General features: G+C 62.6%; 14 protein-coding genes. 7 read left to right on the top strand and 7 right to left on the bottom strand.

The annotated features are described in order from the left end of the window. The first annotated feature begins 6 nt into the window (after positions 1 to 6). Both HX815_RS15880 and HX815_RS15875 read left to right on the top strand, forming a co-directional pair. Positions 7 to 1,194 (top strand): low temperature requirement protein A, encoded by a 1,188-nt coding sequence (locus tag HX815_RS15880; protein WP_008437907.1) that lies wholly within the window; start codon positions 7 to 9, stop codon positions 1,192 to 1,194. Between the two features lie 70 nt (positions 1,195 to 1,264). Continuing rightward, the gene (locus HX815_RS15875; protein WP_003211892.1) at positions 1,265 to 1,627 is read left to right on the top strand and encodes a 5-carboxymethyl-2-hydroxymuconate Delta-isomerase; all 363 of its coding nucleotides are present in this window, start codon (positions 1,265 to 1,267) and stop codon (positions 1,625 to 1,627) included. A gap of 128 nt (positions 1,628 to 1,755) precedes the next feature. On the opposite strand, the gene HX815_RS15870 is transcribed toward HX815_RS15875, so the two are convergent. The 4 genes from HX815_RS15870 to HX815_RS15855 form a co-directional block, all read right to left on the bottom strand. Next, positions 1,756 to 2,691, bottom strand: coding sequence for a LysR family transcriptional regulator (locus tag HX815_RS15870; protein WP_023659100.1), 936 nt, complete (start codon positions 2,689 to 2,691; stop codon positions 1,756 to 1,758). A gap of 137 nt (positions 2,692 to 2,828) precedes the next feature. Next, the gene (locus HX815_RS15865) at positions 2,829 to 4,016 is read right to left on the bottom strand and encodes a cyanate transporter (protein ID WP_177028552.1); all 1,188 of its coding nucleotides are present in this window, start codon (positions 4,014 to 4,016) and stop codon (positions 2,829 to 2,831) included. Between the two features lie 231 nt (positions 4,017 to 4,247). Continuing rightward, the gene (locus tag HX815_RS15860; protein WP_177028551.1) at positions 4,248 to 5,690 is read right to left on the bottom strand and encodes an aldehyde dehydrogenase family protein; all 1,443 of its coding nucleotides are present in this window, start codon (positions 5,688 to 5,690) and stop codon (positions 4,248 to 4,250) included. Beyond that, a complete protein-coding gene (locus tag HX815_RS15855) occupies positions 5,687 to 7,312 on the bottom strand; it encodes a 5-guanidino-2-oxopentanoate decarboxylase (protein ID WP_177028550.1) in 1,626 nt (541 codons plus the stop codon). The genes HX815_RS15860 and HX815_RS15855 overlap by 4 nt, the downstream gene beginning before the upstream one ends. A gap of 111 nt (positions 7,313 to 7,423) precedes the next feature. Here HX815_RS15855 and HX815_RS15850 point away from each other — a divergent pair, with 111 nt between their 5' ends. Next, on the top strand, positions 7,424 to 8,302 hold the full coding sequence (locus tag HX815_RS15850) for a LysR substrate-binding domain-containing protein (RefSeq protein ID WP_177028549.1): 879 nt from the start codon (positions 7,424 to 7,426) through the stop codon (positions 8,300 to 8,302). 118 nt (positions 8,303 to 8,420) lie between these two features. Here the strand turns inward: HX815_RS15850 and HX815_RS15845 are convergent, their stop codons facing one another. Next, positions 8,421 to 9,035: an NAD(P)-dependent oxidoreductase gene (locus HX815_RS15845; RefSeq protein ID WP_102368311.1), complete on the bottom strand. Its 615-nt coding sequence runs from the start codon at positions 9,033 to 9,035 to the stop codon at positions 8,421 to 8,423. A gap of 34 nt (positions 9,036 to 9,069) precedes the next feature. Next, the gene (locus HX815_RS15840; protein ID WP_087692577.1) at positions 9,070 to 9,942 is read right to left on the bottom strand and encodes an MBL fold metallo-hydrolase; all 873 of its coding nucleotides are present in this window, start codon (positions 9,940 to 9,942) and stop codon (positions 9,070 to 9,072) included. 104 nt (positions 9,943 to 10,046) lie between these two features. Here HX815_RS15840 and HX815_RS15835 point away from each other — a divergent pair, with 104 nt between their 5' ends. Both HX815_RS15835 and HX815_RS15830 read left to right on the top strand, forming a co-directional pair. Then, complete coding sequence (locus HX815_RS15835; protein WP_003210653.1) at positions 10,047 to 10,952, top strand: LysR family transcriptional regulator; 906 nt, start codon at positions 10,047 to 10,049, stop codon at positions 10,950 to 10,952. Positions 10,953 to 11,052: 100 nt separating this feature from the next. Beyond that, entirely contained in the window at positions 11,053 to 11,229 is a 177-nt protein-coding gene (locus HX815_RS15830; protein ID WP_162835184.1) for a hypothetical protein, read from the top strand. On the opposite strand, the gene HX815_RS15825 is transcribed toward HX815_RS15830, so the two are convergent. Then, entirely contained in the window at positions 11,213 to 12,109 is an 897-nt protein-coding gene (locus tag HX815_RS15825; RefSeq protein ID WP_003210655.1) for a helix-turn-helix domain-containing protein, read from the bottom strand. The genes HX815_RS15830 and HX815_RS15825 overlap by 17 nt on opposite strands. 189 nt (positions 12,110 to 12,298) lie before the next feature. On the opposite strand from HX815_RS15825, the gene pobA reads away from it, so the two are divergent. Both pobA and HX815_RS15815 read left to right on the top strand, forming a co-directional pair. Next, a complete protein-coding gene (gene pobA / locus HX815_RS15820) occupies positions 12,299 to 13,483 on the top strand; it encodes a 4-hydroxybenzoate 3-monooxygenase (protein WP_177028574.1) in 1,185 nt (394 codons plus the stop codon). 74 nt (positions 13,484 to 13,557) lie between these two features. Next, positions 13,558 to 15,069: an MDR family MFS transporter gene (locus tag HX815_RS15815; RefSeq protein WP_177028548.1), complete on the top strand. Its 1,512-nt coding sequence runs from the start codon at positions 13,558 to 13,560 to the stop codon at positions 15,067 to 15,069. Positions 15,070 to 15,207: the final 138 nt, after the last annotated feature.

Here is a 15,207-nt window from a genome sequence, read left to right as displayed (position 1 = left end):
CCAGGCATGGCCCCATCCCGTTCCTTGCTGCGTGGGCGCGGCAGTCATGACAGCGGCAAGGTTGGCATGGTCGAGCTGTTTTTCGACCTGGTGTTCGTGTTTGCCGTGACCCAGTTGTCCCATTCGCTGCTCGCCCACTTGTCCATCGGCGGTGCCGTGCAGGTGGCGTTGATGATGGTCGCGGTGTGGTGGGTGTGGATCTTCACTTCGTGGGTCACCAACTGGCTGGACCCGGAAAAAATCCCGATCCGCATCGGCCTGTTCGGTTTGATGGTGGCGGGCCTGTTGCTGTCCTCGTCGATCCCCAAGGCGTTTACCGATCGCGGGCTGTTGTTCGCCGGCGCCTATGTGTTCATGCAGGTAGGACGCACGCTGTTTGCGTTGTGGGCGGTGCGCGGCGAGTCGCTGAACATGACCCGCAATTTCCAGCGGATCCTGGCGTGGATGCTGTTTTCCGGGGTGTTCTGGATCACCGGTGCGCTGCTCGAAGGCGAGCAGCGCCTGGCCTTCTGGGCCCTGGCGCTGTTGATCGAGTTGATTTCCCCGTCGGTGTATTTCTGGGTGCCCGGGCTTGGGCCCTCGACGCTTGCGGACTGGAATGTGGAAGGCAACCACATGGCCGAACGCTGCGGCCTGTTTGTGATCATCGCCCTCGGTGAGTCGTTGCTGGTGACCGGCGCGACCTTCGCCGAACTGCCCTGGAGCGTGGACGGGCTGGCGGCATTCCTGGTGGCAGTGGTGGGCAGCATCGCCCTGTGGTGGATCTATTTCGACAGCGGCGCCGAGCGCGCCCACCATCGCATTGCCAGCTCTGCCGACCCGGGCCGTCAGGCGCGGATCGCCTACACCTACCTGCATGTACTGATCGTCGCCGGGATTATCGTCAGCGCCGTGGCCGACGAACTGGTGCTGGTGCATCCGGGGCATGCCAGCCAGGCAGGCGTGGTGGCGATCATCGCCGGCCCGTGGTTGTTCCTGCTGGGCAGTGCGCTGTTCAAGTGGGTGATGAGCGACCGGCCGTTGCCACCGTTTTCGCACCTGGGCGGCTTGCTGATGCTGCTGGTGTTGCTGCCGCTGGGATTGCAGCAGGTGTTTTCGGCGTTGGTACTGGGGGCGTTGACGTCGGCGGTGTTGGTGATCGTGGCGATCTGGGAAAATCGCTCGCTGCACAGCCTGACCGAAGTTTCACACTGAAAGCGGTCTGATTCCGCCCGGCCCCGTGCTATATGTATGACTCTTTTCCTACAACAAGCTCGGAGCCTTCATGCCGCATCTGCATCTGGAATACACCGCCAACCTCACAGGGCTGGCCGTTGAGAAAACCTTGTTGCGGCTCAACAACGTGCTGATGGCGTCCGGGCAGTTCGGTTCCGAGTTCGATATCAAAAGCCGCGCGCTGAAGGTGGAGACATTCCAGGTTGGCACATCCATCAGCCCGCGCGCTTTTATCGCGGTGAAGCTGTCGCTGCTCAGCGGGCGTTCACCGCAGGTCAAGAAGCAATTGTCGGAAAGCCTGTTGGCGGCGCTGCAGGACCTGGGCGATTGGCCTGCAGACCTGCAGGTGCAGCTCAGTGTCTTGCTGGTCGATATGGATCGCGAGTCCTACAGCAAAGTCACCATCGGCTGACGGGCAATACTCTGAGGCGAGGGAGCTTGCTCCCGCTGGACCGGGCTGGCGCTCCAGTGCGAAGCGCTCCCAAAATTCTTGGGGCCGCTACGCAGCCCAGCGGGAGCAAGCTCCCTCGCCACAGGGGGTCATAATAACCCCTGATCCGCACACACCTTCACCACCTGCTCCCTGAACCACGTGTTGGCGCTGTCCTGCGCGCTGTGTTCATTCCACTGCATATCCAGGGTAAACCCCGGCAAACCGTTCGGCGCTTCGCAATGGCCGAACACGGTTGTGTCTGCCAGCAGCTTCAGCACTCGACGGGGCAAGGTGACGATAAAGTCAGTGCCGGTGATCATCTTCAGCGCCGCGCTGTAGCTGTTGGCGCGGGCGATCACCTGGCGCTTGTGGGACTGGCGCGCCAGCCAGCCGTCGATCATGTTGGTGTCGGAACTCCAGGGCGTGGGGAACACATGGCGCCGGGCGACGAAGGATTGCAGGCTGAACGCCGGTTCCCGGGGCGCCGAGTGTTTGTCGAACACGCACACCAGGTCGTCCTCCAGCAGCATCTGGGTCTTGATGTCCTTGTGCTCGCGATGAAAGTGCGGCCCGAAGCAAATCACCAGGTCCAGACGCCCGTCGCGCAAGGCGTCGGCCGGGACCTCGGTTTCGAGCTTCTGCACGTTGACGATCACCGGCAGGTCGGCGCGGTCGAAGTTTTTCAGCAGGCGCGGCAGGATCAACTGTTCGAAGTATTCGGGGGCGCAGACGTTGAAGGTCACAGCCTTCTGGGTGGGGTCGAACGTTTGGCTGCCGGCATGGCACAGGTTGATGCTTTCGAGGATTTTCTGCACATGCCCGTACATGGTGGCGGCTTTGTACGTAGGACGCATGCCCGCCCGGGTGTTGATAAACAACTCGTCTTCGAAGCTCGTGCGCAGCTTCTTCAGGCTGTAGCTCACGGTGGACTGGCTGACGAACAGGGTCTCGGAAACCTCGGTGACGCTGCTTTGGTCGTAAACAGCGACAAACACCATCAGGTCCTGCATATCGAGCTTTCTAAGCAAGTTGCTGTTTAGCATCCGTTCCGTCCGCAAGCGCTTTGTACCGAACTCGGTACAAGACAATACAAAATGTTAACGGAACGCTCGTACCAATAGAAAGCTCTGTCGGACCTTTCTCTGTTTGAGGTGGGACAAATAATGTTTACAACACGACCTCAGCGAATATGCCGCGCGTAATGCCGGGGATCGAAGCGCAGTACGATCAGCAGCATCACCACCACCACGGCCGTCAGTGACCACCAGGCCCACTCGAAGCTGCCCAGCTGGTCGCGGATCATCCCGGCAATCAGCGGCGACAAACCGGCGATCAGGTAGCCGATGCCCTGCACAAAGGCCGTCAGGCCACCGGCACGGCGCGGGTTGTCGAGGTGGTCGAGGGACAGGATCAGGCTCATCGGAAACAAGCCGCCAATCCCCAGGCCGAGCAAACACGGCCACAGCAGGCTCAGGTATTGCGGGCTCAGGATCAGCCCGCAGAAGCCGGCGATGATCAGCACCAGCAGCACCGCGACCAGACCCCGCTTGTCCCTCCGGCGGTTGGCGATGGCCGGGGTGATCAGGCCGGAGACCACTTCCATGGCCGTCAAAAAGCCCAGCAACAGGCCGGCGTTCTGTTCACTCCAGCCTTGTTCCACGTAGTACGGCGCCAGCCAGGCCAGCACGCAGGTGTAGGACGCGGTACCGAGGCCGAAGAAAATCGCCAGCAACCAGGCCCGGCGATTGCCGAAGAATGACGCCTGCGGGCCTGCGCCGGCTTGCGGCAGCGGCGGCAGCACCGAGCGTTGGGCGTACCAGAACACCAGCGCCAATACCGCGAGAACCGCCCAGATCGCCAGGCCGATGCGCCAGCTGCCGGTTTGCACCTGGATAAACGGCGAGAACGAAGCGGCGAGGGCCGCGCCGCCCATGATCGCGGTGACGTACAGGCCCATGAACAGGGAAACGTTGTCGCTGAAGCGCGACTTGATCAAGGCGGGCATCAACGCCTGGATCATCGCGATGCCTACGCCGGCGGCAATGGCGCTGAGGATCAGCTCAACCGCCGAGTCCAGGAACAACCGGGAGACGGTGGCCAGGCCGATCACCACCAGCGACAGCACAATGCTGCGATGCTCGCCGAAGCGTTTGGCCACGCCCATGCCAAAAAACATCGCCAGGCCCATGGCCATGACCGGCAGCATGGTCAGCAGGGAGGCCGTGCTGAAACTCAGGGCCACATCGGCGCGAATCGACGACAACAACGGGCCGACGGCGGCCATCGACGGGCGCAGGTTGAGGGCAACCAGCACAACGCTGATCATCAGCCAAACGGCGGTGGCGGGTTTTGCGCGGACGTTTTCCATGGGCAGGCCTTGAACTGACAAGGGCAGTATTAGGCCGGGCGTGGGGGAGGGCGGCAAATGAGAAAGTCGTTGGGGCTATTGAAAAAATGCATCTGCTGACACGGTACAAATCAACAGGTAGGAGCTGGCTTGCCTGCGATAGCGGTGGGTCAGGCAACACATCTGTGTCTGATAGACCGCAATCGCAGGCAAGCCAGCTCCCACAGGGAACAGTGGTGCTCTTGAGTGTTTCTACACCGCCCGGATCACATGCTTGATCTCCTGAAACGCCTGCAACCCCCAAGGCCCCAGTTCCCGGCCAATGCTGCTCTGCTTGTAACCACCCCACGCCGTTTGCGGGAAGATCACCTGCGGCGCGTTGATCCACACCAAACCCACCTGCAAAGCATTGGCCACTCGCTCAGCCGCTTCCACGTTGCTGCTCAGCACGCTCGCGACCAGGCCAAACTCACTGTCATTGGCCAGCGCCACCGCCTCGGCCTCATTGGCAAAACTGCGCACGCACAGCACCGGGCCGAAGATCTCCTCGTTCCACAACGCACTGTCCAACGGCACTTCAGTGAAGACCGTCGGGCGAATGAAATACCCATGAGGCAAATCCGCCGGGCGCCCGCCGCCACACAGCAGCTTCGCGCCGGCTTGCACGCCACGTTCGATATGCCCCAGCACCCGCTGATACTGCGCACGGTTGACCAATGCGCCCATTTCCACGTCTTCGGCAAACGGGTCCGCCACGCGAATGCTCTCGGCCCTGGCCTGCAAGCGGGTGAGAAACTCGTCCGCCAGTTCGTCGGCCACCAACACCCGGCTGGTGGCGGAACACATCTGCCCGGCGTTGAAGAAACCACCGCCGCAGGCCAGTTCCACGGCCAAGTCGAGGTCGGCGTCCGCCAGCACCAGCAACGCGGATTTGCCGCCCAGTTCCAGGCTCACACCCTTCACCGTTTCGGCGGCGCGCTGCATCACCTGCACGCCCACGGCATTGCTGCCGGTGAAGGAAATTTTCGCGATCCGTGGGTCAGCCGCCATCGGCGCGCCCACCGCCAGGCCAGTGCCGCAGACCAGGTTGAACACACCGGCAGGCAAGCCCACCGAGGCGATGATCCGGGCCAGTTCCAGCTCTGCCAGCGGCGTCACTTCCGAAGGCTTGAGCACCACGCAGCAACCGGCCGCCAGCGCGGGGGCGAGTTTCCAGGCGGTGGTCACCATCGGGAAATTCCACGGCACGATCAGGCCCACCACGCCGCAGGGTTCACGGCGTACGCGGGCGCTGAAGTCCTCGGTGGGCAGCGCCACCGGACGGTCCTGGGTGGCGTCCATTTCGTCGGCCAGGTTCGCGTAATAGGCAAAGGTGGCGATCACGTCATCCACATCGATGCCGGCTTCAAACAGCGGCTTGCCGTTGTTGCTCGATTGCAGTTGCATCAGGTGTTCACGCTCTGCGCTCACACCCTCGGCGATCTTGCGCAACAGCGCGGCGCGGTCGCGGCCGGTGCTTTTTGACCAGCCCGGGAAGGCCGCGCTGGCGGCGCCGATGGCCTCAGTCACCGCGCCTGCATCACCCACGCTCACTTGGGCCAGGGTGGCCTCGGTGGCCGGGTTGATCACGTCCAGCACGTCATGGCCGGCACGCCACGCGCCATTGATAAACAGCCCATTCAATACCGCGCTCATACCGCCACCTCCTTCATCCAAAGCCCCTGGTCGATTTCAATCAGCGTCGGGCCCTGGCGATCAGTGGCGGCACGCAAGGCGCTGCGTAATTCCTCAACACCCTGGATACGCTGGGCAGCAGCGCCGAGGGCCTTGGCCACGCCGATAAAGTCCGGGGTGTAGATGTCCACGCCCACCGGTTCGATGGCGCGGTTGACCATGTATTTCTTGATCTCCTCATAGCCCTGGTTATTCCACAGCAGCACGATCACCGGCGTGCGCGCTTCCACGGCGCTGGCCAGTTCCGGCAGGGTGAATTGCAGGCCGCCGTCGCCGATCAGGCACACCACCGGCGCGCCGTTGCCGCGCCCCAGCCACGCACCGATGGCCGCCGGCAAGGCGTAGCCGAGGGTGCCGTAGCCGGTGGAGGAGTTGAACCAGCGGCGCGGCTGGTCGAGGTTCAGGGTCAGGTTGCCGGTGTACACCGGTTGGGTGGAGTCGCCCACCAGTACGGCGTCGGGCAGTTCGTCCAGGACGGTGTTGAGGAACAGGGTTTGCGCGCGGGTGGCGGCGTCCCAGGTGGGTTCCAGTTCGCTCCACAGGCGGGCGACGCGGTGGGCGCCCCAGTTGCTGTCGCGGACGGCCAGGGGTTTGTTGCCCAGCTCGGCAAGCAGTGCCTGCGCAGCGATTTGCGCGTCGGCTACCAGCGCGACTTGCGGCGGGTAATTGCGCACGGTCTGGTCGGAATCGATGTCGATGCGCAGCAGGGCACCGGGAATGTCGAAGCCGCCGGCGAAAGTCACGTCGTAGTCGGTTTCGGCCAGCTCGGTGCCGATAGCCAGCACTACGTCTGCCTCGGCCACCAGCGCGCGGGTGGCGACCAGGGTTTGGGTCGAGCCGATCAGCAGCGGGTGGTTGGCGGCCAGCATGCCCTTGGCATTGATGGTCAGCGCCACCGGCGCGCCGAGGGCTTCGGCCAGTTGCGTCAACTCGGGTGCTGCGTCGATGGCGCCACCACCGGCGAGAATCAGCGGGCGTTTTGCCGCCGCCAGCAACTGGCTCATCTGCTTGACCGCCGACGGCGCAGCGCCAGCGCGGGAAACGCTGACCGGTTCGCTGCCGAGCAACGCGTCGGCGTTTTCCACCAGCACGTCCAGCGGGATTTCGATGTGCACCGGGCGCGGTCGTCCGGCCTGGAACAGCGCAAATGCCCGGGCCAGTACACCGGGCAACTCGGCTGCCGACATCAAGGTATGGGAGAACGCCGCCACGCCCGCGATCATCGCGTTCTGGTTCGGCAGCTCGTGCAGCTTGCCGCGCCCGCCGCCCAGCTGGCTGCGGGACTGCACGCTGGAGATCACCAGCATCGGGATCGAGTCGGCGTAGGCCTGGCCCATGGCGGTGGTGATGTTGGTCATGCCGGGGCCGGTGATGATGAAGCACACGCCGGGCTTGCCGCTGGTGCGCGCATAGCCGTCGGCCATGAAACCGGCGCCCTGTTCGTGGCGCGGGGTGACGTGGCGGATGCTCGAGCGCGCCAGGCCCCGGTAGAGTTCCACGGTGTGCACGCCGGGGATGCCAAACACCTGGTCCACGCCGTAGCCTTCCAGCAGGTTGACCAATACTTCGCCGCAGGTCGCCATTGTCGTCGCTCTTATTGTTGATAAAGGCCCGTATTGGAACGGCTGGCCCGTAGCGGCAACAATCGATAAAAAGTCATACTAGCCATGTCCTCACGTCATGGCTGCGCCCTTATGAAACGTCTTCCGCCGCTGCCGGCCCTGCACACCTTTTGGGTCACGGCCCAGTGCTGCAACTTCACCCGAGCCGCCGAGCAATTGCACATCACCCAGGGCGCGGTGAGTCGGCAGATCGCCGGGCTGGAAAGTCATCTGGGCTATGCGCTGTTCCAGCGCCAGGCTCGTGGCTTGAGCCTCACCGAAGAGGGCCGCGAATGGTCACTGCGGGCGCAGCAGGTGTTCGGCCTGATCGGCGAGGCGGTTGAGCAGATCGGCACCCGCCGCGAGACCTTGCAGCTCAAGGCCTCCACCTGCGTGATGCGCTGGCTGTTGCCGCGCCTGATGCAGTGGCAGCAGGAACGCCCGGATGTGCCGGTGGAGTTGACCACCACCGTGGCCTACACCGTCGACTTTCGCCGCGAGCAGTTCGATGCCGCGGTGATCTACGCGCCGATTGCCGAGCAGTCGGCCCAGGCCCGGCATCTGTTCGATGAGCGCCTGACACCGGTGTGCGCGCCGGCCTTGCTCGGTGACTTGCACACGCCCGCCGATTTGCAGCAACAGGTGTTGTTGCACCCTACGCGGGATGAGCGCGATTGGGCGTTGTGGTTGAAAGCGGCGAATACACGCTTGAGCAATCTGGCCCAGGGGCATCATTTTGAGACCCTGGACCTGGCGATGACGGTGGCGTCCCAAGGCTCGGGCGTGGCGATTGGCGACAGCGCGCTGATTGGCGAGGACCTGAAGGCGGGGCGGTTGGCGACGCCGTTTGAACTACGGGTGCCGACGGGGATGGGGTATTACCTGGTGTACCCGCCGGGCACTGAGCCCTCGGCGGGGTTGGAGCAGCTTATGGATTGGCTGGTGAGCCAGGCACAGTCGCCGTCACAATGAAGATCAAAATGTGGGAGCGGGCTTGCTCGCGAAGGCGCCGGGTCAGCCAATACATCTGTTGACTGACACACCGCATTCGCGAGCAAGCCCGCTCCCACATTTTTAGTGCGCGTCAGCCTTAGTAGCCGACGGTAAACCGCTGGCGTGAATGCTTCGGTGTTTCCACTTCATCAATCAGCGCAATCGCAAAGTCGGCAAAACTGATCCAGCTGCGGCCTTCACTGCTCACCAGCAATTCATCCTGGCCCAAGCGGAATGTGCCGGTGCGCGCGGTCTCGACGAACTCCGCCGAAGGCGACAGGAAGGTCCAGTCCAGGTCTTTTTCCTGGCGCAGGGTATCGAGGAAAACACTGCCGGCGCTGGCTTCGGCTTTGTATTCCTCGGGGAAGCCCGGGCTGTCGATCACTCGGCTGCCGCCCGGCAACAACAGCGAACCGGCACCGCCGACCACCAGCAGGCGCTTCACGCCGGCTTTTTTCACCGGGTTGATCACCGCTTCCGGCGGCAGGGTGGCGAAGTGCGCCGCACTGATCACCACGTCGTTGCCGCGGATGGCCTGTTCCAGCGCCTGGGCATCCAGCGCATCGACTTGCTTGGCGGTGACGCCAGGGCGCGCCCCGATCTTGTCGGTATTACGTGCGATGGCCGTGACGGTGTGCCCGCGACGCAGCGCTTCTTCCAGCAGTTGGCTACCGGCACGACCGGTGGCACCAATGATTGCGATCTTGCTCATGACGTTCTCCAGTACGGTTAAGGGTTGAATCAACTCACCACTGCATTTCGCCCTTGGCGACTTTGGCGCCCAGTTCCAGGGTGCTCTCGTCACCCAGGTTCGGGTAACGCTTTTGCATCGCCGCAATCAGGGCGGCGGAGTCCTTGGCCTTGGCGGTTTCTTCGTCAAAGGCCTTGATGTAGTCGGCGGTGAACGCCACGGATTTGAGCGACGGCGTGCCCAGGTAGTGACCCGGAATCACCGTGCGCGGTTTCAAGTCCTGGATACGTTGCAGGGTTGCCAGCCAATCGGTGTGGGACTTCGCGGTCTGTGTGTCGGCCATCCACACATGAATGTTCTCGGAGACCACCACACCACCGACCACTGCCTTGATCGACGGGATCCACACAAAGGTGCGGTCCGGTTGTGCGCCGTCCAGGCCGATCACTTCCAGTTGCTTGCCTTCGAGGGTCAGGCTGTGGCCCTCAAGCACCTGGGGAATGACGGCTTTGCCAGGCTTGTCCGCGCCCAGTTTCGGGCCCCAGAACGCCAGTTTGTGTTCAACGGTGGCCTTGATATGGTCCACCACCGGCTGCGGTGCCAGGACTTTGGCCTGGGGGAAGGCGGCGGTCAGGGTATCGAGGCCGAAGTAGTAGTCCGGGTCGCCGTGGCTGATGTAGATGGTCGTCAGGCGCTTGCCGCTGGCGCGGATTTTTTGCACCAGTTGCTCGGCCTGGGTCTTGCCGAATTGGGCGTCCACCAGGATCGCATCTTTGTCGCCGCTGACCAGTACCGAGGTGACCGGCATCATCGCGGTTTCGCCCGGGTTGTAGGCGTCCAGGGTCAGGTCGGCCGCCATGGCGTGCGCGGCGAAGGCCAGGGAGGCGGCGGCCAGGGCCACGCGCTTGAGCGGGGAGAATCCAAACATGTGCAGCTCCAGTCATCGGTAAGGTGTGGACAGAGCTTAGTTGCACCAAACGCTACAAAAAATGCGATGCTTGGACATAGTTTGTTTCTAAAAGCGGGCAAATCATGGATCGTCTTCAAGCAATGCGGGTGTTTGTCGCGGTGGTGGACTTGGGCAGCCAGTCGGCGGCAGCCGACCATCTGGACCTGTCGCGCCCGGTGGTGTCGCGCTACCTGGCGGAGCTGGAAGACTGGGTCGGCGCGCGCCTGATGCACCGCACCACCCGCAAGCTCAGCCTGACCGCCGCCGGCAGCGAAACCCTGCCCCGTTGCCGACAGATGCTGGAGTTGTGCAGCGACATGCAGGCCGCCGTCAGCGAACCGGACGAAGCACCCCGTGGCCTGCTGCGCCTGAGTGTCAGCACCTCGTTCGGCCAGGCACAGCTGGCCGATGCCATGGCCGAATACGTCAAGCGCTACCCGCTGGTCAACATCGATATGCAGATGCTTGATCGCACGGTGAACCTGGTGGATGAGCGCATCGACCTGGCGATCCGCACCAGCTTCGAACTGGACCCCAACCTGATCGCCCGCCGCCTCACGCTGTGCCGTTCGGTGATCTGCGCATCGCCCGCTTACCTGCTGGAGCATCCGCAACCGCGGCAGGTACAGGACCTGGCCCGGCACAATTGCCTGACCCACTCCTACTTCGGCAAAAGCCTGTGGCACTTCATGGAGAACGGCGAGCCGGTGTCGGTGCCGGTGCAGGGCAATATCAGCGCCAACGAGGCCAGTACCTTATTGCGGGTGACGCTGGCGGGAGCAGGGGTGTCGCGGCTGCCGAGTTATCAGGCGGGCGACTACATCCGCAGTGGCGAGTTGATCCGCTTGTTGCCCGAGGCCGAGCCGCAGCAGATGAACATCTACGCGGTGTACGCCTCGCGCAAGCATATGCCGGCGGCGCTGCGCAGCCTGCTGGATTTCCTGGTATTGAGGTTTCCGGAAGAGCCGGTGTGGGACGTCGGTCTCTAAGCCGACATAAACAGGTTGAATGTCGCCCGATAATGGCGACTTGCCCCAGCTGACCTATGCTTATCAAAGCACCTTCTTGATCGGATCAGAGGTCAGCATCATGTCGATCAAAACAAGAAAGTACCTGATGATTTTCACCCTGTGCGCCGCCGCCACCGCGCTCTATGGCACTGCCGCCTACCGCGTCGAACAGACCCGCATGCAGCCGGGCTTCGCCTCCAGCTGCAATCACGGTCAATGCGTTGGCCACATGGCTGCCTTCAGTTCGCTTCGCTAGCGTCCTGGTCGGCTTTCAACTGCTCCCGAAACGCCTTCGGGGAGAACCCGACGCGTCGGCGAAACAGCCGTGAGAAGTTGGTCGGGTCGGAAAAGCCCAACACCTCCGACATTTCATTGATGGTCATGCTGGTGTAGGTCAGCAGGCGCTTGGCTTCCAGCAACTGGCGGTCGTGCATGATCTGCAACGCAGGCTGCCCGCCCAACTCCCGACACGTACCGTTCAGGTGTGAGACCGAGATCCCGAGCTTGTGGGCCAGGTCTTCGATTTTTGGGTGCTCGCGATAATGTTGCTCTACCAGCTGGGTGAACCGGCGGAAGTATTCGCGGCCCCGCGGTGCCCGTGGATGGCGACGCTGGATGGCCTGGCGGCTGATCCACACCAGCAGCACGCTGACCAGGGCGTGCATCATCATGTCTCGCGCCGGTTGGTCGCTGGCGTACTCCTCCTGCAGGCGCGCAAACAGGCTGTTGAGGTAGTCACTGTCGTTGCCGGCAGGGTAGCTGCCCAAGGCGTTCAGGCCATCCAGCGCAGCCCCCAGCTGCCCCTGCAAATGCGCCATCAGCGGCGCGGCCAGCGTGACCACAAACCCCTCGACGTCTTCGGAAAAGCGAAAGCCATGCACGCATAACGGCGGCAGCACCTGCAGCGTCGATTCATTCAGGGTGCTGCGCTGCCCCTCGATCTCCAGTTGTGCCTGGCCTTTGTGCACGTAAAGCAACTGGCACAGGTCCGCATGCCGGTGGGGCTGGATTTCCCACTGGTACTCACGGCTGCGCCGGGAGATGGTTTCACAGTGCAACAAATCCGGGGTCGGCCATTGCTGGCTCTCACCGTAGAGTTTGAACACTGGAATCGCGGCACTGGCAGTTTTGGTCATGGCTTCATCCGATACTTCGGGAGAGTTGTGCGGTAATCGCCCCAATTGGCGAAAAGCGCAGCTTTGGGCTCAGTTTTCACCTTCTTATGCCGGGCACTCAAGTGAAAAATGCCAGCAACACCTTCAATGACAACTCTTTCACCGGATACGTTCGGATGAAGCTTGCGGGCCATAAAAATAATGAAAACGCTGAAAACCCAAGTCGCCATCATCGGCGCCGGTCCTTCGGGACTGCTGCTCGGCCAACTGTTGCACGAGGCCGGGATTGAAACCCTGATTCTAGAGCGCCAGACCCCGGATTACGTGCAAGGGCGCATCCGTGCCGGGGTGCTGGAACAAGGCATGGTCGACCTGCTGCGCCAGGCCGGCGTGAGTGCGCGGATGGATGCCGAAGGCCTGGTGCATGAGGGCTTTGAGCTGGCGCTGAATGGGCAACTGACCCATCTCGACCTCAAGACGCTGACCGGCGGCAAGACGGTGATGATCTACGGGCAAACCGAAGTCACCCGCGACCTGATGGCCGCGCGCCAGGCCAGCGGCGCGACAACGTTGTATGAAGCCGGCAACGTGCAGCCCCATGATCTGAAAAGCCCGGAGCCGTGGCTGAGCTTCGAACATAAAGGCGAGCATTACCGGCTGGACTGCGACTACATCGCTGGCTGCGATGGTTTTCACGGTGTGGCGCGTCAGTCGATTCCCACCGAGGCATTGAAAGTCTTTGAACGGGTCTATCCGTTTGGCTGGCTGGGCATCCTCGCCGACACCCCGCCGATCCACGATGAACTGGTGTACGCCAAACACGAACGTGGCTTTGCCCTGTGCAGCATGCGTTCACCGACCCGCAGCCGTTATTACCTGCAGGTGCCGGCCGATGAGTCGGTGGACGACTGGTCCGATGAGCGCTTCTGGGATGAACTGAAAACCCGTTTGCCCAACTCACTCACCGAGCAACTGGTGACCGGCCCGTCCATCGAAAAGAGCATCGCGCCGCTGCGCAGTTTTGTGGTGGAGCCGATGCAGTACGGTCGCCTGTTCCTGCTGGGCGACGCCGCCCACATCGTGCCGCCCACCGGCGCCAAGGGTTTGAACCTGGCGGCCAGCGATGTCAGCACCTTGTTCAATATCCTGCTCAAGGTGTACCGCGAGGGCCGAGTGGAATTGCTGGAGAAGTACTCGCAGATTTGCCTGCGGCGGATCTGGAAGGCCGAACGATTTTCCTGGTGGATGACCTCGATGTTGCACCAATTCCCTGAGGCGGACGGCTTCAGCCAGCGCATCGCCCAGAGCGAACTGGAATACTTCGTCGACTCCGAAGCCGGTCGTAAAACCATTGCAGAAAATTACGTCGGACTTCCTTACGAGGCTATCGAATAGTCAGCTATCTAGTACACTGACGAGCATTCCCGTGGGCCTCCTTTTCCCGCGGGCCCTTGCTCGCAGGTTCTGCCGTGACCAACCTCAATCAGCCCGCCACACCCGCCGTGCGCAGTGTCCTTGTCGCCTTGATGATGGCGATCTTTCTCGGGGCCCTGGACCAGACCATCGTCGCCGTTTCCATGCCGGCCATTTCCGCGCAGTTCCATGATGTAAACCTGCTGGCCTGGGTGATCTCCGGCTACATGGTGGCGATGACCGTGGCCGTGCCGATCTACGGCAAGCTCGGCGACTTGTACGGGCGCCGGCCAATGATGCTGATCGGCATGGGGCTGTTCACCCTCGCTTCACTGTTCTGCGGCATGGCCCAGAGCATGGAGCAACTGGTGCTGGCGCGGATCCTCCAGGGCATCGGTGCCGGCGGGATGATTTCGGTCAGCCAGGCGATTATCGGCGACATCATCCCGCCCCGTGAGCGCGGGCGCTACCAGGGTTACTTCAGCAGCATGTACGCGGTGGCGAGCGTGGCCGGCCCGGTGTTGGGCGGCTACATGACCGAGTACCTGTCGTGGCGCTGGGTGTTCCTGATCAACCTGCCGCTGGGCGCGGGCGCCTGGTGGGTGGCCCATCGCACGCTGGTGGGGCTGCCGGTGCCGCAACGCAAGCCGGTGATCGACTACCTCGGCACCTTGCTGATGATCGTCGGTTTGACGGCGCTGTTGCTGGGTATCACCGAAATCGGCCAGGGCCATCATTGGCGCGACAATGAAGTGCTGGGGCTGTTGGTCTGTGCCGTGGTGGCGTTGACGGTGTTTGTGTGGCACGAGCGTCGGGCGCGGGAGCCCTTGTTGCCGATGCACCTGTTTGCCAACCGCAGCGCGGTGTTGTGCTGGTGCACGATTTTCTTTACCAGTTTCCAGGCGATTTCCCTGACGGTGCTGATGCCGCTGCGCTACCAGACCGTCACCGGTTCCGGTGCCGACAGTGCCGCCTTGCATTTGCTGCCGCTGGCGATGGGTTTGCCGATGGGGGCGTATTTTGCCGGGCGCATGACCTCGGTGACCGGGCGTTATAAACCGATGATCCTGATTGGCGCCTTCCTGAGCCCGATCGCGATTTTCGGCATGGCGTTGAGTGCGCCTCAGGCGGTGGCGGTCACCAGTCTGTTTATGTTGCTGTGCGGGATTGCCGCCGGGATGCAGTTTCCGACTTCCCTAGTGGGTACGCAGAACTCGGTGGAGCAGCGGGATATCGGGGTGGCGACCAGCACCACCAACCTGTTCCGTTCCCTGGGCGGTGCGGTTGGGGTGGCATGCATGTCGGCGCTGTTGCTGGCGTTGTTGCAGGACTCCAGTTTTGCGCACCTGGCCAGTGGGGCGCTGGTCGCGGAAGGGAGTTCGGGGAATGTGCTGCTGGATGGCTTGAATGCGGCGCCTGGGCCGGCGCAGGATGCCTTGCGGGGGGAGTTGTTGATTACCTTCAGGCATTTGCTGATGGTCAGTGCCGGGGTGTCGTTGTTGGGGTTGGCGGCGGCGATTGCCATGCCTGATCGGGTGTTGCGGGGGCGGGAAGACAAGGCCAAATAGTTGGAACAATGAAGATTAAATGTGGGAGCGGGCTTGCTCGCGAATGCGGTCTGTCAGTTGATAAATAGGTTGGCTGATACACCGCATTCGCGAGCAAGCCCGCTCCCACATTCGATTGCGTTCCAGCATTTAAATAGC

Source organism: Pseudomonas sp. E6002, from assembly GCF_013385565.1.
Lineage (GTDB): Bacteria > Pseudomonadota > Gammaproteobacteria > Pseudomonadales > Pseudomonadaceae > Aquipseudomonas.
The sequence above is the reverse complement of the archived record's forward strand: the minus strand, read 5'-3'. Positions and strand labels throughout refer to the sequence as shown.